The organism is Janibacter corallicola NBRC 107790 (assembly GCF_001570965.1).
In the GTDB taxonomy this organism is placed as follows: Bacteria; Actinomycetota; Actinomycetes; order Actinomycetales; family Dermatophilaceae; genus Janibacter; species Janibacter corallicola.
The window spans coordinates 120,317-136,195 of the sequence record NZ_BCSR01000003.1 but is presented as its reverse complement, the minus strand read 5'-3'; the positions used below and the strand labels follow the sequence as shown (position 1 = coordinate 136,195).

17 protein-coding genes are annotated in these 15,879 nt (G+C 72.1%); 3 read left to right on the top strand and 14 right to left on the bottom strand.

Annotated elements, in window-relative coordinates:
• Positions 1–598 precede the first annotated feature (598 nt).
• The 10 genes from mutM (JCO01S_RS02670) to JCO01S_RS02625 all read right to left on the bottom strand — a co-directional run bounded on the left by mutM (JCO01S_RS02670) (position 599) and on the right by JCO01S_RS02625 (position 9,886).
• Positions 599–1,438, bottom strand: coding sequence for a bifunctional DNA-formamidopyrimidine glycosylase/DNA-(apurinic or apyrimidinic site) lyase (gene mutM / locus JCO01S_RS02670; protein ID WP_068250275.1), 840 nt, complete (start codon positions 1,436–1,438; stop codon positions 599–601).
• On the bottom strand, positions 1,431–2,483 hold the full coding sequence (gene mutM / locus JCO01S_RS02665; RefSeq protein WP_084342563.1) for a bifunctional DNA-formamidopyrimidine glycosylase/DNA-(apurinic or apyrimidinic site) lyase: 1,053 nt from the start codon (positions 2,481–2,483) through the stop codon (positions 1,431–1,433). Before mutM (JCO01S_RS02665) ends, mutM (JCO01S_RS02670) begins: the two co-directional genes overlap by 8 nt.
• 1 nt (position 2,484) lies before the next feature.
• Positions 2,485–3,258 carry a ribonuclease III gene (rnc, locus tag JCO01S_RS02660; protein WP_068250272.1) on the bottom strand — a complete coding sequence of 258 codons (774 nt, stop codon included), beginning with the start codon at positions 3,256–3,258 and terminating at the stop codon, positions 2,485–2,487.
• 13 nt (positions 3,259–3,271) lie between these two features.
• Positions 3,272–3,466, bottom strand: a complete 195-nt coding sequence (gene rpmF, locus JCO01S_RS02655) for a 50S ribosomal protein L32 (protein WP_068250269.1) — start codon at positions 3,464–3,466, stop codon at positions 3,272–3,274.
• Position 3,467: 1 nt separating this feature from the next.
• Entirely contained in the window at positions 3,468–4,061 is a 594-nt protein-coding gene (locus tag JCO01S_RS02650) for a YceD family protein (protein WP_068250266.1), read from the bottom strand.
• A gap of 194 nt (positions 4,062–4,255) precedes the next feature.
• A complete protein-coding gene (gene coaD / locus JCO01S_RS02645) occupies positions 4,256–4,750 on the bottom strand; it encodes a pantetheine-phosphate adenylyltransferase (RefSeq protein WP_068250263.1) in 495 nt (164 codons plus the stop codon).
• 17 nt (positions 4,751–4,767) lie between these two features.
• Positions 4,768–5,325, bottom strand: a complete 558-nt coding sequence (locus JCO01S_RS02640) for a hemerythrin domain-containing protein (protein WP_068250260.1) — start codon at positions 5,323–5,325, stop codon at positions 4,768–4,770.
• A gap of 49 nt (positions 5,326–5,374) precedes the next feature.
• Positions 5,375–5,950 carry a 16S rRNA (guanine(966)-N(2))-methyltransferase RsmD gene (rsmD, locus tag JCO01S_RS02635; RefSeq protein WP_068250336.1) on the bottom strand — a complete coding sequence of 192 codons (576 nt, stop codon included), beginning with the start codon at positions 5,948–5,950 and terminating at the stop codon, positions 5,375–5,377.
• Positions 5,951–6,008: 58 nt separating this feature from the next.
• The gene (locus JCO01S_RS02630) at positions 6,009–8,240 is read right to left on the bottom strand and encodes an ATP-dependent DNA helicase RecG (RefSeq protein WP_068250257.1); all 2,232 of its coding nucleotides are present in this window, start codon (positions 8,238–8,240) and stop codon (positions 6,009–6,011) included.
• Positions 8,240–9,886 (bottom strand): DAK2 domain-containing protein, encoded by a 1,647-nt coding sequence (locus JCO01S_RS02625; RefSeq protein ID WP_157074444.1) that lies wholly within the window; start codon positions 9,884–9,886, stop codon positions 8,240–8,242. The genes JCO01S_RS02630 and JCO01S_RS02625 overlap by 1 nt, the downstream gene beginning before the upstream one ends.
• 158 nt (positions 9,887–10,044) lie before the next feature.
• Between JCO01S_RS02625 and rpmB the strand changes: the two genes are divergently transcribed.
• Positions 10,045–10,239: a 50S ribosomal protein L28 gene (gene rpmB / locus JCO01S_RS02620; RefSeq protein WP_068250251.1), complete on the top strand. Its 195-nt coding sequence runs from the start codon at positions 10,045–10,047 to the stop codon at positions 10,237–10,239.
• Between the two features lie 77 nt (positions 10,240–10,316).
• Here the strand turns inward: rpmB and thiL are convergent, their stop codons facing one another.
• A complete protein-coding gene (thiL, locus tag JCO01S_RS02615; protein WP_068250247.1) occupies positions 10,317–11,324 on the bottom strand; it encodes a thiamine-phosphate kinase in 1,008 nt (335 codons plus the stop codon).
• Between the two features lie 54 nt (positions 11,325–11,378).
• Between thiL and JCO01S_RS02610 the strand changes: the two genes are divergently transcribed.
• Positions 11,379–11,834 carry a DUF3515 family protein gene (locus JCO01S_RS02610; protein ID WP_068250244.1) on the top strand — a complete coding sequence of 152 codons (456 nt, stop codon included), beginning with the start codon at positions 11,379–11,381 and terminating at the stop codon, positions 11,832–11,834.
• Positions 11,835–11,838: 4 nt separating this feature from the next.
• On the opposite strand, the gene JCO01S_RS02605 is transcribed toward JCO01S_RS02610, so the two are convergent.
• Positions 11,839–12,954: a D-alanine--D-alanine ligase family protein gene (locus JCO01S_RS02605; RefSeq protein WP_245634309.1), complete on the bottom strand. Its 1,116-nt coding sequence runs from the start codon at positions 12,952–12,954 to the stop codon at positions 11,839–11,841.
• A 44-nt stretch (positions 12,955–12,998) separates the two neighbouring features.
• Here JCO01S_RS02605 and JCO01S_RS02600 point away from each other — a divergent pair, with 44 nt between their 5' ends.
• Positions 12,999–14,108, top strand: coding sequence for a trans-sulfuration enzyme family protein (locus JCO01S_RS02600; RefSeq protein WP_068250238.1), 1,110 nt, complete (start codon positions 12,999–13,001; stop codon positions 14,106–14,108).
• A 1-nt stretch (position 14,109) separates the two neighbouring features.
• On the opposite strand, the gene JCO01S_RS02595 is transcribed toward JCO01S_RS02600, so the two are convergent.
• Both JCO01S_RS02595 and JCO01S_RS02590 read right to left on the bottom strand, forming a co-directional pair.
• A complete protein-coding gene (locus JCO01S_RS02595; RefSeq protein ID WP_068250234.1) occupies positions 14,110–15,108 on the bottom strand; it encodes an NAD(P)H-dependent glycerol-3-phosphate dehydrogenase in 999 nt (332 codons plus the stop codon).
• Complete coding sequence (locus JCO01S_RS02590; protein ID WP_245634308.1) at positions 15,105–15,824, bottom strand: lysophospholipid acyltransferase family protein; 720 nt, start codon at positions 15,822–15,824, stop codon at positions 15,105–15,107. Before JCO01S_RS02590 ends, JCO01S_RS02595 begins: the two co-directional genes overlap by 4 nt.
• Positions 15,825–15,879 lie beyond the last annotated feature (55 nt).

The window sequence follows — 15,879 nt, the reverse complement described above, 5'->3', positions numbered from 1 at the left end:
TACGGAACTCCACCACGTGGTCTCACCCGAAGATTGGGGCCGGCCGTGGGGCGAGACCCATCCTAAGGCGCGTTGCTGAAGGGTGGATCGCCGTTCGCCGGCGACTTTTGGTCTTATAGCACGCAGAGAGATCTGACGAGACCCAGGACGGTTCATTCGGGGCCAGGCCATAGCAGCCACAGCCGGTGAGCTGCTCAGCGAGGCCAATGTGCGCAATAGCGAACGACGCCACTCTGGCGATATCGAAGGGCGTGCGGCTTGAACCTGCTGGGTAGCGATGTAGGGCACTCCTCCTATGGAAGCGGTCAGTTCCAGGAGACCTGTCTCAGGGCATGCGGAGGCGTCTCCGGCGAGGGGTGTATCAGTGGGGCATTGCTGGGCGTGGGACGGCACGTCGTATCGTGGCCACATGGACAATCGGCGAGAGACGCGCGAGTTTCTGCTGTCCCGCCGAGGCGAGGTCACGCCGGAGCAGGTGGGTCTTCCCCACGGGGCGACTGCAAGGTCTCACTAAGAAGTCGCCGACGTACCCGAGCCGTCAGCACAGCACTCGTCAACTGGAAGAGCTCTCAGTGCACCGGCGTGCTGTGGCGCTCGGCTACCGGATTCGCTGGCAGCCCGGGCACAAGTGGCTCGAGCGGTTCATGAACTGTTCCCGCACGATCCGGGTGCCACAGCGCGTGCACGGATGCCCCGCAAGCCCGTACACGTTCAGACTGCGGGAAAAGTATCCGCTGCTGCCTGCCACATCTACATAGAGCGAATCGAACGAGGTTCCGCCTTGGGCGAGTGCCGCGGCCATGACATCGCGCGCAGCATCGATCACCGCCGAGATCCTCGGCTTGGTCAGCGAGGACCCGGCCGTTTCGCCGTGCACCTTGGCAGTCCAGAGCGCCTCGTCGGCGTAGATGTTCCCGATGCCCGATACCAGCGCCTGATCCAGCAACGCGCGTTTGATCCCAGCACGTCTGGTCTTGATCCGCGCGACCACCGCGGCTTGATCGAACTGCGGGTCGAGAGGATCACGCGCGATATGTGCAATCGCCGATGGCAGCACGGCTCCACCCTCGTCGTACATCACATGGCCGAAAGTGCGTTGATCGTCGAAGCGCAGATCGTTCCCGCCATCGGTGAAGGTAAACCGCGCCCGCTCGTGCGGGCCGGTCGCGGCATCCGACGGCGTGACGAGCATCTGCCCGCTCATCCCCAGATGCATGAGCAGCGCGTCCCGATCATCCAGGATCAGCCAGAGGTACTTGCCACGACGCGCAGTCCCCGTGATCGTCGCACCGATCATTCGTGCAGCGAGATCCTGAGGACCGGCCATGTGCCGACGCACGGCCCGTGGATGCAGAATGACCGCCGAGGCAACCGTTCGACCGCAGACGTGATCGTCGAGTCCTCGACGCACGACTTCGACTTCAGGGAGCTCAGGCATCGTCCGTAATCCCCAATCTCAGCACGAGAGTTCCGCCAGGCCGTTTCCCTTCCTCGAGCGCCCCGCTTCGAACCCGCCCATACACCCCTACATCTCGAGCAGCCTGTCGAGACGGTTCGCATTGATGTGCAGTGAGTCGAAGCCAGCCGTACGACCGAACGGCGGCGTTGCGAGTACCCGGCATCGACCAACGTTTCCGCTGGTAGACGAGGCAAAAATGGCTCGAACGGTTCATGGACCGCTCGCGCACGATAAGAGTTCCGCAGCGCTTGCAAGGCTGCCCCTCACGCCCTTGGACATTGAAGTCGAGGTGTAGAGTTCCCGAGGCACCGTTGACGTTGACGTAGAGCGAGTCGAAGCTCGTCCCACCCTGCACCAGGGCCTCGGCCATGACGTCCTTCGCGTTGTCGAGCAGCCGGCCGATCGCGGGCTTGGTGAGGGAGGAGGCGAGCCGCTCGCCGTGGATGCCGGCCCGCCACAGCGCCTCGTCGGCGTAGATGTTGCCGATACCGGAGACCACGGTCTGGTTCAGCAGCACCCGCTTGATGCCGCTGCGGCGGCGCTTGACGTCCCGGATCGTCGCCTGCCGGTCGAAGTCGGGGTCGAAGGGGTCGCGCGCGATGTGCGCGACGGTGGTGGGGAGCCCGTCGACGAGGTCGGCCAGCGCCAGCCCACCGAAGGTCCGCTGGTCGACGAAGCGCAGCTCGGCACCCGCGTCGGTGAAGCCCACCCGGGCGTGGGTGTGGCGTGCCTCGGGGGCCCCCGCCTCGCTGACGAGCAGCTGCCCGCTCATGCCGAGGTGGACGATGAGCGCCTCGTCCGGCTCCGCGTCCGGCGCACCGCCCAGGGCGAGCCAGAGGTACTTGCCACGGCGGTGCGCGCCGGTGATGGCGCGTCCGGCAAGGCGGTCCTCGAGGTCCCGGGGCCCGGGTGCGTGACGGCGGGCGACCCGCGGACCAGTGAGCCGGACCGTCGCGATCGTGCGACCGCCGGCGTGCTCGGCCAGGCCGCGGCGGACGACCTCGACCTCGGGGAGCTCGGGCACCTCAGTCCGTCGTGGGGGCCGCGTCGGCCCCCTTCGCCGCCGCGCCCTGCGAGGACAACGCCTCGTAGGCGATCGCGGCGGCCTGCTGCTCGGCGTCCTTCTTGGTGCCCCCGGTGGCCACGCCGCGCACCTCGTCACCGACGACGGCCTCGGCGGTGAAGGTCTTGTCGTGGTCCGGTCCTTCGGCGGTGGTCCGGTACCAGGGGGAGGTGAGGTCCGCGGCGGCGGCGACCTCCTGCAGCGAGGTCTTCCAGTCCAGCCCGGCCCCCATCCCGGCGGCGGCCACCATCCGTTCGTCGAGCAGGGCGTGGACCAACCGGCCTGCGGCCGCCAGGCCCCGGGGCTCGGGTGTCGACCGGTAGACGGCACCGATGACCGCCTCGACGGTGTCGGCGAGGATCGAGGCCTTCTCCCGGCCGCCGGTCGTGAGCTCACCGCGCCCGAGCCGGATGTAGGAGCCCAGGTCGATCTCCCGTCCGACGGCGGCCAGGGCACGCATGTTGACCACGGCTGCGCGCAGCTTGGCCAGCTCCCCTTCGCTGATGTCGGGGTGGGCGCCGAAGAGGTGGTCGGTGACCACGAGTCCGAGCACCGAGTCCCCAAGGAACTCCAGGCGCTCGTTGTGCGGCAGTCCGCCGTGCTCGTAGGAGTACGAGCGGTGCGTCAGGGCACGCGTGAGCAGCGACTCGTCGGTGCTCTCCCCGGTCACCTTGTCGAGGTAACCGAGCAGACCGGTGACGGGTCGCTGCTCCTCGGCCTTCGCTCGTCCGCTCACGGCGAGCGGCGGGTCAGGACTGGTGCTCGGTGCGGTCCGCGGTCGCGTAGTAGCGACCCTTGTAGGTGCCGCAGCTGGGGCAGGCCATGTGCGACGGCGCCGGGGACTTGCACTGCGGGCAGGTCGAGAGCGCCGCCGGGGTCGCCTTCCAGTTGGCGCGACGGCTACGGGTGTTCGAGCGCGACAGCTTCCGCTTCGGGACGGCCACGTCAGTTCCTCTTCTCTTCGTCGTTCTCTGTCCCCGGCCGGTCGACCAGAGGCTGTAGTGCCTCGAGCGCCGCCCACCGGGGGTCGATCTGCTCGTGATGGTGCTCCGGGTCGTCCTCGAGCCGTGCTCCGCACTGGGAGCACAGGCCCGGGCAGTCCTCCCGGCACACCGGTTGGAAGGGCAGGTTCGGCACAACCGCGTCCCGCAGCACCGGCTCGAGGTCGATCCGATCGTCCTCGATGAAGTGCTCCTCCTCGTCGGACTCGGCGTCCACCTCGCGATGGTGCTTCGCCCGATCGGGCCAGACGAACAGCTCCTGGAAGGTGGTCTCGACCGGCAGGTCGATCTCGTCCAGGCACCGCACGCAGGCCCCCTTCGCCGTGGCCGAGACCGTCCCCGTGACCAGCACGCCCTCGTGCACGGACTCCATCCGCACCCCGAGGTCCATGGACTGGCCCTCCGGGACACCGATGACGTCCGTGCCGAAGTCGGCCGGCGCGCCGGCGGTGAAGTTCAGCTCCCGCATCACCCCGGGACGACGGCCCACTTCCTTGGCATCCAGCACCAGGGGCGAGGCGGGGGTGTTGCGGTCCATGACTCCAGTCTCCGACGAGAGGACGGCCCACGACATCACGACATGGACCGACCGGCAAGACTACCGGTTCGGCGCCCTCCGCCCCAAACGGGTGCCCTTCGAGGCTCTGCCGCGGGGCGGCCTCGCACCTCAGGGACCACCCTTCGAGGCTCTGCCGCGGGGCGGCCTCGCACCTCAGGGACCACCCGTTGCGCTCAGCCCTGCGCCAGCCGCGCGACGAGCGCGTCCCGCACCTCGTCGGTCACGAGGCCCGTGACGTCGCCCCCGAAGCGGGCGACCTCCTTCACGAGGGAGGACGAGATGTGCTCGTGGCGGGGGTCGCCCGGCAGGAAGACGGTCTCCACGCCGGTCAGGTGCCGGTTCATCAGCGCCATCGGCCACTCGAAGGAGAAGTCGGTCTCGCCGCGCAGGCCCTTGACCATCGCCCCAGCGTCCAGCTCGGTGCACACGTCGACGATCAGCCGGTTCGCGAAGGACTCCACCCGCACATTGTCCAGGTCCGCCACCTGCTCACGGACGAACCCGAGCCGCTCCTCGACGGTGAAGGTGCCCGCCTTGGCCGGGTTGTGCAGGATCGCGACGACGACCTCGTCGAAGAGCTCCGCGGCCCGCCGGAAGACGTCCACGTGGCCGACGTGCACGGGGTCGTAGGAGCCGGGGCAGACCGCACGAGAAGTCATGCCGGCCATCGTGCCACGGCGGCGGCTCAGCCCTCCGGCTGGTCGTCGTTGGGCAGCAGGCCGTCCTCGTAGGCGGCGTCGACCAGCTGCTGGACCTGCTCTCTCGAGGCGCAGCCCTCGTCGAGCAGCTGGTTGCGGCGGGCGGTCCAGGCAGCACCGAGCTGCTCACGCACGTCGCGCGGCGTCTCGGTCTGTGCCGGGTTGAGGATGGAGATCTCCTCCTCGTTGATGTGATGGTTCAGGATCTGGGCCACCAGCTCGACGGCGGACTCGAAGTCCTCCGTCGCCGAGACGTCGGCGCGCAGCAGCCGCAGCAGGCACTCGTTCGTCGCGGCGTGCTCCTCCTCGCCCTCGTCCGCCTCGTCCTCCTCGATGACGTCCTTCCTCCGCAGCCGGGGGTAAACCGACTCCTCCTCGGCGATGCTGTGGGCGACCAGCACCTCCGCGAAGGATGCCCGGGCCGCGGCTCGGTCGGCCGTCTCGTCACGCAGGGCGCGCATGAGGTCCTCGAGGAGGCGGTGGTCGTCGGTGATGAGGTCGACGATGTCGCCGCCTCCGGGGCGCGGGATCGTGAACTGGTCCATGCATTCACGGTAGGCACTTCCGGACCCGGATCACACCCCCGGAGCGAGTTCAGATCTGGAAGTCGGGTGCGCTCAGGCTCGCGAACCACAGGACCGTCTCGCCGTAGCGCTTGGGCCCCTCGCCGACGATGCCTTCGGGCCAGGCAGGTTCTGGAGAGCGGGAGGAGCGCTCCACGACGACGACCGGCTCCTGGGCGAGCCACTGCTGGGTGAGCAGCATGTCCAGGATGCGGGCGAGGGACTCCTCCGTCACGTCGTACGGCGGGTCGGCGAGCACGACGTCGTAGCGCAGCGTGGCCGGCCGGTCCAGCGCCCGCTCGACGGTGCTGGAGAGCAGCCGGGCGCCGGCGACGCCGACGTCGGAGATGTTCGCGCGGATGGTCGCCGAGGCACCCCTGTCGGACTCGACGAGGAGCACGCTCGCGGCGCCGCGGCTGGCGGCCTCGAGCCCGAGGGCACCGGAGCCGGCGTAGAGGTCCATGACGTGCGCGCCCTCGAGGACGCCCCGGGCCTCCAGGGAGGAGAAGAGCGCCTCGCGGACCCGGTCACTCGTCGGGCGGGTCCGCTCGCCGCCGGGTGTGCTCAGCCGTCGTCCGCCGGCCTCACCGCTGATGATTCGGGTCACGGAGACCATGATGCGCCATGCGCGGCGGCGCGACCCAACCCGTGGCCGGTTCCTGGGGTCAGCCCTTCTCGAGGTAGGCGGCCCGCTCGGCGTCGAGCCAGTCGGCGATGCGGTCGTGCAGCTCCGGGTGCCCGGTGAGGTCCTCGTCCTCCTCGAGGAGGACGGCGGCGTCCTCACGGGCGGCCTCGATGAGCTCCTCGTCGCGCAGCACCGACAGGTGCTGCAGGTGGGTGCGCGCCCCGTGCTGGGCGGACCCGAGGACGTCGCCCTCGCGGCGCTGGGTGAGGTCGAGCCGCGCCAGCTCGAAGCCGTCGGTGGTCCCGGCCACCGCGGACAGCCGCTCGAGCGCGGACTCGCTCTCGGTGGCCGTCATGAGCAGGCAGATGCCCGGGTCGCCGCCCCGGCCGACCCGGCCGCGCAGCTGGTGCAGCTGGGAGACCCCGAACCGGTCGGCGTCCATGATGACCATGGCCGAGGCATTGGGCACGTCGACGCCGACCTCGATGACCGTCGTCGAGACGAGCACGTCGACCTCGCCGGCGGCGTACCGGGCCATGACCGACTCCTTCTCCTCCGGAGGCATCCGCCCGTGGAGGACCTCGATCGTCAGGCCCGCGAGCGCGGGGTGCTCCCGCAGCTCGGCGACGGTCTCCAGCACCCCGGCGAGCGGCCGCTCCCCCGACGAGCCGTCCTCGACCCGCTCGCCGTCGTCCGCCTCGTCGTCGACGAGACCCTCCTCGGCGACGAGGTCGAGGCCCTCCTCGACGTCGTGCCGTCCGTCGCCCTCCTCATCACCGATGCGCGGGCAGACGACGTAGGCCTGCCTCCCGGCGGCGGCCTCCTCCGCGACCCGCTGCCAGGTCCGGTCCACCCAGTCCGGCCTGCCTGCGGGCACGAGGTGCGTCGTGATCGGGGCCCGGCCCCGCGGCAGCTCCCGCAGCGTCGAGGTCTCCATGTCGCCGAAGACCGTCATCGCGACGGTGCGCGGGATCGGGGTCGCGGTCATCACGAGCAGGTGTGGCGGTGTCCTTCCCTTGGCGCGCAACGCATCCCGCTGCTCGACGCCGAAGCGGTGCTGCTCGTCGACGACGACGAGCGCGAGGTCGGCGAAGGCGACCTCGTCCTCGAGCAGCGCGTGGGTGCCGATGACCAGGCCCGCCTGCCCGGAGGCGATCTCGAGCAGCGCCTCCCGCCGCCGTGCGGCGGACATCGATCCGGTGAGCAGCGCGACGCGGGTGGCGTTCTCGGCGCCGCCGAGCATCCCCCCTTCGGCCAGGTCACCGAGCATCCCGCGGATCGAGCTCTCGTGCTGGGCCGCGAGGACCTCCGTCGGGGCGAGGAGGACCGCCTGCCCGCCGGCGTCGACGGCCGCGAGCATCGCGCGCAGGGCGAGGATCGTCTTGCCGGAGCCCACCTCGCCCTGCAGCAGCCGGTGCATCGGGGTCGGCCGGGCCATCTCGGTGAGGATCTCGCGGCTGACCCTCTGCTGGCCCTCGGTGAGCTCGAAGGGCAGGCGCTCGTCGAAGGAGGCGAGCAGCCCGCCCTCAACCTGCCGGCGCTCGGTCGTGGCCACCCGGGAGGCCTCGATCCGGCGCTGCCCGAGCAGGCACTGCAGGACCAGGGCCTCCTCGTAGCGCAGCCGGCGGCGGCCGGCCGCGACGTCGGCGTGGGTGCGGGGGGCGTGCACGGCGCGAAGGGCGCCGGCCCGGTCCAGCAGGTCCCGGCGGCTGCGCACGGACTCGGGGATGGCGTCGGTGACCTCGTCCAGCTGCCCGAGCACCAGCCGCACGCACCGGGTGATCGTCCACGGGTGGACCCCCGGCACGTGCCGGTAGATCGGGATCAGGCCGGTGTGGTCGGCGTCGCCGAGCTCGCCGAGAGCGGCCGCCTCCTCGAGGGTCGCGTAGCCGGGGTGGGCCAGCTGGCGCACTCCGCGGTACTCGGTGACGGAGCCGGCGAAGAGGAACTCCCGCCCCGCGACCAGCTTGTGCTCGTGGCCGCGGGCGTCGAAGAAGGTCACCCGCATGCGGGAGCGACCGTCGGTGATCGTCGCCTCGAGCATCCGGCCGCGGCGGGACTTCATCGAGCGGGTCTGGGCGGACTCCACCCGCGCGACGGCGACGAGGAAGTCACCGATCCGGGGCTGCCCGAGGTCGGCCTCGGCGGTGCGGTACCGGCGCGGCCAGAAGTCGAGCAGCTGCCCGACCGTCTCGATGCCGCGGTGCTTGGCGAGCTTGCCCGCCGCCTGGCCGCCGATCAGCCCCTTGAGCCTGGTCTCCTCGCCCGCCACTACTCGGCCCCGAGGAGGAGGGGGTAGTGCGGTTGGCCCCCGTCGATGACCTCGACCTCCATACCGGGCCGGTGCCCCAGCCGGTCGGTGAGCCGCTCGAGCGCACCGGCGGGCAGGTCCTGGCCGTGGACGAGGGTGACGAGCTCGGCGCCGAGACCGGTGATGGCGTCGAGGACCTGCCAGGCGACCTCGTCGAAGTCCGACCCGACGATCGTGATGTCGCCGCTCACGACGCCCAGGACGTCCCCGATCCGGCACGGGCCGCCGCTGGTGAGGCCCTCCTTGACGGCGACGGTGACCGCGCCGTGCTGCGTCGCGGCGGCGGCGTGGGTCATGGCGACGACGTTCTGGGTGGCGGTCAGGCCGGGGTCGAAGACGGCGAGCGCGGCGAGACCCTGGATGGCCGTGCCCGAGGCGACGACGTGCACCGTGAGCCCCTCGCCCGCCACGGCCCGGGCCGCGGCGTCGGCCGCCATCCGGGTGTCCCGGTCGTTGGGCAGCAGGATGACCTCCTGCGTGCCGGCGGCGCGGATGGCGCTGACCAGTTCACCGGCGGACGCGCGGTGACCCGGTCCGGAGGCGACCGTGGCGGCGCCGGCCTCCTCGAGCACGGCGGCGATGCCCGTGCCCGCGGCGCAGGCGACGACCGACAGGCCGACCCGCGGGGCGGGGGCCATCGTCTCCAGGAGGGTCACGGCCACCCGCCGCGGGAGGGCGTGGGCGAGGCCGGCCTCGAGGGCGGCGCCGATGTCGTCGGTGTGGACGTGCACGTGGGAGACGTCGACCGCGCTGGAGACGACGACGCTGTCGCCGATGGTGTCCAGGTCGGCGCGCAGCCGCTCCAGCCGCGGCTCGTCGAGGTCGTCGAGCAGGTACATCACCTCGTAGGCGGGCCCGTCGTGCTCCTCGACCTCGACATCGCCGGCGTCGCGGCGCTCGGACCACTCGGGCCGGCGCTCGAGGCTGGGGTTGAGGATGAACTCGTCCACGGCGAAGCGGGTCTGTCGCCCGATCTCGTGCACGACCTGGTCCAGCGCCTCGACGAAGAGCAGGAAGCCGGCCCCGCCGGCGTCGACGACGCCGGCGCGCGCGAGCACCTCGAGCTGCTCGGGGGTGCGGGCGAGAGCGCTGCGGGCGGCCTCGACGCAGCCCCGGCTGAGCTCGGCCAGGTCCGCCCCTGCCCCGGCGAGCCGGGCCGCCTCGGTCGCGGTGGCCTCGGCCACCGAGAGGATGGTCCCCTCCTGGGGGCGCACGACGCTCTCCCGGGCGCGGGAGGCCCCCTTCGCCATGGCGCGGGCCACGGCCCCCGGACCGACCTCGGTCAGCCCCTCCTGGGTGACGACCTCGCTCACGCCGCGGATCAGCTGGCTGAGGATGACTCCCGAGTTTCCGCGTGCCGCCATGAGCGCGGCGCGGGACATCGCCGCCGCCTCGACGTCGAGGGTGACCGGCGCGCCGGTGCTCTCGTGCTCGGCCCGGACCGAGTCCAGGGCCTGGTCGAGGGTGAAGTACATGTTCGTGCCGGTGTCGCCGTCCGGGACCGGGAAGACGTTGAGCCCGTCGATCTCCGCCCGGCGCGCGGCGAGAGCCGCCCGGGTCACGACGACCCAGCGGCGCACGGAGTCGGCATCGAGGACGTGCAGCACGCCGTCACGGTACCGTCCCGCCACGGCTGCCGGGCCGTCCACCCGTTTTGGACCGTTCCCCCCGCCTCCGCTACGCTGTACCGGTTGCCCCGCACTCCCCCGCCGTGGAGATTGCCCGGGGCCGCACACACGTTACTGACGAACACCAGGAGATACCCGTGGCTGCCAACTGCGACGTCTGCGGCAAGGGACCGTCCTTCGGACACTCCATCTCGCACTCGCACCGCCGCACCAAGCGTCGCTGGAACCCGAACATCCAGCGCGTTCGGGCCAAGGTGGGCGACGCGGGCGGGACCCCGAAGCGTCTCAACGTCTGCACCTCGTGCCTCAAGGCCGGCAAGGTCACCCGCTGACCAGCTGACCTCACACAAGGAGAACCGCCGCCCCCTCCGGGCGGCGGTTCTTCTTGTCCCCGGGGCCTCCCCGTCCCTCACCGGGCGAAGTGGTCCCAGCCCAGCGCGGTCGGGGTGGTCCCGTCCACGCGCACGCCCTCACCCTCGACGACCCGGCCGATGACCCGCCAACCCTCCGGCGGCTCCCCCGGGAAGGTCGCGACGAGCGAGTGCTCCTCGCCCCCGGAGAGGACCTGGATGAGCGCGTCCTCCTCCCCCAGCGCGAGCGCGAGCGTCCCGGCGGCGATCCCGCGCAGCGCCTCCTCGGAGAGCTCGATGCCCACGCCGCTCGCGGCGGCCACCCGACCGACGTCGCGCGCCAGCCCGTCCGAGACGTCGATCATCGCGCTGGCCCCGGCCCCGGCGGCGGCGGGCCCCTGCTCCAGCGGCGGCGCCCCCGCGGTGCGGTGGACACGGCACAGCTCGTCGACCGCCCGGGCGCCGGCGTCGGCGTCGGCGGGGAGCGGCGGGTCGCTCGCCGTGCGTCCCCGCCCTGCGAGGAGCAGCTGCAGGCCGCCTCCGGCACGGCCCAGCCGCCCCGCCACGGCGACCGTGTCACCCGGCTGCGCGCCGTCGCGCCGCACGGGGGCGCGCCCCTGCATGTCGCCGACGGCGGTCACCGCGACGAGCACGGAGCCGGCTTCCGCCGAGGAGATGTCGCCCCCGAGCACCGGCACCCCGGCATCGCCCGCCCCGGCGGCGATCCCCGCACCGATGTCGAGCACCAGGTCCACCGGGGTCTCCGGGTCGGCGGCGAGCGCGACCAGCAGCCCGGTCGGGGCCGCGCCCATCGCCGCGAGGTCCGCGAGATTCTGCACCACGAGCTTGCGGCCGACCTCCCCGCCGCTGGACCAGTCGTCGCGCCAGTCCCGACCCCGGACCATCGAGTCGGTCGTCAGCACCACGCTGCCGGAAGGCGCCGCGAGCACCGCCGCGTCGTCCCCCGGCCCGAGGAGGACCTCCGCCGCACCGCCCCCGGTCGGCAGCAGCGGGAAGAGCCGCCCGAGCAGCTCCCCCTCGGACAGGTCGCGCAGCCGCAGCGCCATCGGGTCTCCTCGGGTGGACGAAGGGGGTCAGGACGGCACGGTAGCCTCCCGGCCGTGTCCGTCCTCACCCGCCGAGCGCTGCCGACCGCCCTGGTGGCCCCCTTCGTCCTCCTGCTCGCCGGGTGCGGCCCGGTGGAGGTGGCCGAGCCGGAGCTCGCCTCCGCCCCCGCCTGCACCCGGGTGGCGAAGCACTGGCCGGACACCGTCGCGGACCAGGAACGGGTGGAGACCGACCCGAAGGGTCCGGCGATGCACGCCTGGGGGGACCCGCCGATCATCGCCCGGTGCGGGATGCCCGCGCTCGGCCCGACGGAGCAGCAGTGCATCGACGTCAGCGGCGTGGACTGGGTCGCCGAGGAGCTGAGCGACGGCACCCGGATGACGACCTTCGGGCGCGACCCCGCGCTGGAGGTCATCGTCCCGGAGGAGTACGGACCGGCCCCGCTGCTGCTGCCCGCCTTCGAGGAGGCCGCCAAGGAGCTCCCGACGAACGAGCTCTCCTGCAGCTGAGACGTCAGCGCAGACCGACCTCGCGCCCCAGCGCCAGCTGGATGAGCTCGTCGACCAGCTGCGGGTAGTCGATCCCGCTCTCGGCCCACATCCGCGGGTACATCGAGGTGGGGGTGAAGCCGGGCATCGTGTTGATCTCGTTGATCATGACCGCGCCGTCCCCGGTGACGAAGCAGTCCACCCGTGCCAGCCCCTCGCAGCCGAGTGAGTCGAAGGCCGCCGCCGCCAACCGGCGCACCTCCTCGGTCGCCGCAGGCCCGATGTCGGCCGGGCAGGAGAGGACGACGGAGGCGCCGTCGAGGTACTTCGCCTCGAAGTCGTAGAAGTCGTGCCCGTGCCCGGACTCGACGACGATCTCGCCGGGCTGGGAGGTCCGGGGCGGCTCCAGGCCCCGCCCCTGCAGGACGGCGCACTCGATCTCGCGTCCGTCGATCCCCTGCTCGACGATGACCTTGCGGTCGTGCTCACGCGCGGCCAGGACGGCGGCCTCGAGGTCCTCGGGACGGTCGACCTTCGTCACGCCCATCGAGGAGCCGGCCCGGCAGGGCTTGACGAAGACCGGGTAGGTCAGCGCGGAGACGGCATCCATCGCCGCGGCGCGGTCCCGGTGCCACTGCGCGTCGCCGATGACGGTGTAGGGCCCGACCGGCAGGCCGGCGCCGGCGAAGACGACCTTCATGTAGTGCTTGTCCATGCCGGCGGCGGAGGCGAGCACGCCGGAGCCGACGTAGCGGGTGTCGGCGAGCTCGAGCATGCCCTGCAGCGTGCCGTCCTCCCCGTAGGGGCCGTGCAGCAGCGGGAAGACGACGTCGACCTCGCCGAGGGTGTCCATCGCCTCGCCGGGGCGGTGGGTGGTGAGGCGCCGTTCCCCCACCTTCGTCGGCAGCGCGACCTCGGTCCCGGTGTGGGTGACCTCCGGGGTGTTGCCCGCGGTGAGGCGCAGCGGGGTCGGGTCGTCCTCGACGAGGACCCACTGCCCCTCGCGGGTGATCCCGATGGGCACGACGTCGTAGACCTCGCGGTCGATGGCGCCCAGCACGCCCGCCGCGGTGGCGCAGGAGACCGCGTGCTCGGAGGAGCGTCCACCGAAGACGACGGCGACGCGGGGCTTGCGTTTCATGGGGCTGCTCATCGTCTCCGAACACTAGCCTCTAACCTCGGTCCATGACCGAAGACCACGCCAGGACCACCCACTCGGGCCTCTCCCCCAGGACGCAGGTCGTGGCGTCGGGTCGGCCGGAGCGAGCCCCCGGGGCACCGCTGAACCCGGCGGTCACCTTCACCTCGACCTACATCGCGGACGGGCCGGCGAACTACGCGCGGGTCGACAACCCGAGCTGGACCCCCTTCGAGCAGGCGGTCGGCGAGCTCGAGGGCGGGGACGCCCTGCTCTACTCCTCGGGCATGGCCGCGACCACCGCGGTGCTCTCGCTCGTGCCCGTCGGCGGGGTCGTCGTCGCACCGGCCGCGGCCTACAACGGCCTCGTCTCCGCCCTCACCGACGCGGACCGGGAGGGCCGGGTGCACGCCCGCTGGGTGGACGTCACCGACGAGGCGCAGGTCACCACGGCGCTGGAGGGCGCGGACCTGCTGTGGCTGGAGTCGCCGACCAACCCGCTCCTGGACGTCGCCGACCTCGCGGCACTGACCCGGGCGGGGCACGAGGCGGGCGCGCTTGTGGCCGTGGACAACACCTTCGCCACGCCGCTGCTGCAGCGCCCCCTCGCCGACGGTGCCGACGTCGTCGTCCACTCCGCGACCAAGTACCTCTCCGGGCACTCCGACGTCATCCTCGGCATCACCGTGACCCCTCCGGGCGCAGGCGAGGCGCTGCGGCAGCGGCTGGCCCGCCACCGCACGCTCGGCGGTGCCATCGCGGGGCCGATGGAGGCCTGGCTGGCGCTGCGGGGGCTGCGCACGCTCGCGCTGCGGCTGGAGCGCTCCTGCGCCAATGCTGCCGAGCTGGCCACCCGGCTGGAGGGCCACCCGCGCATCTCGCGGGTGCGCTACCCCGGGTGGGGCGCGGTCGTCTCCATCGAGGTCGTCGGCGACGGCGACGGCGCCGCGGCGGCCGAGGCCGTCGCGGCGGGCACGCGGCTCTGGTCGAACTCGACGAGCCTCGGCGGCGTGGAGTCCCAGCTGGAGCGTCGCCGCCGGCAGCCCGGCGAACCGGAGGCCGTCCCGGTCAACCTCGTGCGCATGTCGGTCGGAGTCGAGGACGTCGAGGACCTCTGGCGCGACCTGGAGTCCTCCCTCGCCGCGCTGGGTTCCTGAGCTACTCGGCCTCGGCCTTCCGGGCGCGGGAGAGCAGCTCGCGCACGATCTCCTCGGCGGAGGCGCCGTGGTGGACGGCGTTGTTGACCTGCTCGGTGATCGGGACGTCGACGCCGTGGGCCCGGGCCAGGTCGAGGATCGAGGCGCAGGACTTCACGCCCTCGGCGGTCTGCTTCGTCTCGGCGATGACCTGCTCGACGCTCATCCCCTGACCGAGCTTGACCCCGAAGGAGTGGTTGCGCGAGAGCGGCGACATGCACGTGGCGATGAGGTCGCCGACACCGGCCAGGCCGGCCAGGGTGCGCGGGTCGGCGCCGAGCGCGACCGACAGCCGGGTGATCTCGGCCAGGCCACGGGTGATGATCGAGGCCTTCGTGTTGTCCCCGAGCTGGAGCCCCTGGGCGATGCCGACCGCGAGCGCGATGACGTTCTTGACCGCCCCGCCCATCTCGGCGCCGATGACGTCGGTCGAGGTGTAGGGCCGGAAGTAGCTCGTCGAGCAGCACGCGGCGACCTTCTCCGCAGCCTGGGCGTCGGGGCAGGCCACGACGGTGGCGGCCGGCTGGCGGTCGGTGATCTCCCGGGCGAGGTTGGGCCCGGAGACCACGCCGATGCGCTCCGGGTCGACGCCACCGGCTTCGGCGATCACCTCGCTCATCCGCTTCGTCGTGCCGAGCTCGATGCCCTTCATCAGCGAGATGACGATCGCGTCGCGGCCGAGCAGGTGACCCCAGTCCGCGAGGTTCGCCCGCAGGGTCTGCGACGGCACGGAGAGCACGATGATCTCGGCCCCGTCGGTGACCTCGGCGGGGTCGCTGGAGGCGGAGATCCCCGAGGGCAGCGAGAAGCCGGGCAGGTAGTCCTCGTTGACGCCGTCGTTCAGCTGCGCGACGAGCTCGGGGCGCCGCCCCCACACCCGCACCTCGTTGCCCGCGTCGGCGAGGATCGAGGCGAAGGCCGTGCCCCAGCTCCCGGCTCCGAATACTGCTGCTGTGCTCACGTGTTCTCTCCTCGGCTGTACCTGCCCGTGGGCGTCATGCCGTGCGCCTTCGGGTCGAATCGTTCCTCCGGGGCCCGCAGGCCCCGGATCTGCTCGAGCTCGTCGGTGATGGCCCGCATGATCCGGTCCGTCGCGGTGGCCACGACCTGGGAGCTCGTCGGCTGCTCCCGCAGATCCGCCAGGTCGACGGGCTCCCCGAACCGGATCTCCACCGTGTGCCGACGCCAGATCCGCGGCACCCGGGCATACGGCGGAAGCAGCCCCTGGGCGCCCCAGTGCGCGACCGGGATGACCGGGCACCCCGACTCCAGCGCCAGCCGCGCGGCACCGGTCTTGCCCCGCATCGGCCACTCGTCCGGGTCCCGCGTGAGGGAGCCCTCGGGGTAGACCCCGAGGCAGTGCCCCTGCGCGAGTGCGGCCCTCGCGTGGGGCAGCGACTGTGCGGCAGCGGCCCGCTCGCGCTCCACCTTCACCTGGTGGGTGGAGCGCATGACCCACGCGATCACCGGGACCTTGAAGAGTGAGTCCTTCGCGAGGAAGACCGGCGGTATGCCCCGGTTGTACAGCACGTGCGCCCACGGGAAGGGGTCGCTGTGGGAGTTGTGGTTCACCGCGACGATGAAGCCGCCGAGCGGGATGTTCTCCTCGCCGTGCACCTCGTAGCGCAGCACGAGCCGCAGCAGCGGGCGCATGACGAGCGCGACGAAGCGGTACACGAGGGGTATCGGAGGACGACCGGCCCCCATGGGCAACCTCCTTCGCCAGCTCCGC

Excerpts from the sequence above, each read along its gene's own strand:
- thiL (WP_068250247.1), bottom strand. The coding sequence starts at position 11,324 with ATGGCGCTGCGGCTGCGCGACCTGTCCGAGGGGGAGCTGCTCGGGCGG.
- JCO01S_RS02640 (WP_068250260.1), bottom strand. The coding sequence starts at position 5,325 with ATGGACCAGTTCACGATCCCGCGCCCCGGAGGCGGCGACATCGTCGAC.
- JCO01S_RS02650 (WP_068250266.1), bottom strand. The coding sequence starts at position 4,061 with ATGGACCGCAACACCCCCGCCTCGCCCCTGGTGCTGGATGCCAAGGAA.
- coaD (WP_068250263.1), bottom strand. The coding sequence starts at position 4,750 with ATGGCCGGCATGACTTCTCGTGCGGTCTGCCCCGGCTCCTACGACCCC.
- mutM (WP_068250275.1), bottom strand. The coding sequence starts at position 1,438 with ATGCCTGAGCTCCCTGAAGTCGAAGTCGTGCGTCGAGGACTCGACGAT.
- JCO01S_RS02600 (WP_068250238.1), top strand. The coding sequence starts at position 12,999 with ATGACCGAAGACCACGCCAGGACCACCCACTCGGGCCTCTCCCCCAGG.
- JCO01S_RS02605 (WP_245634309.1), bottom strand. The coding sequence starts at position 12,954 with ATGAAACGCAAGCCCCGCGTCGCCGTCGTCTTCGGTGGACGCTCCTCC.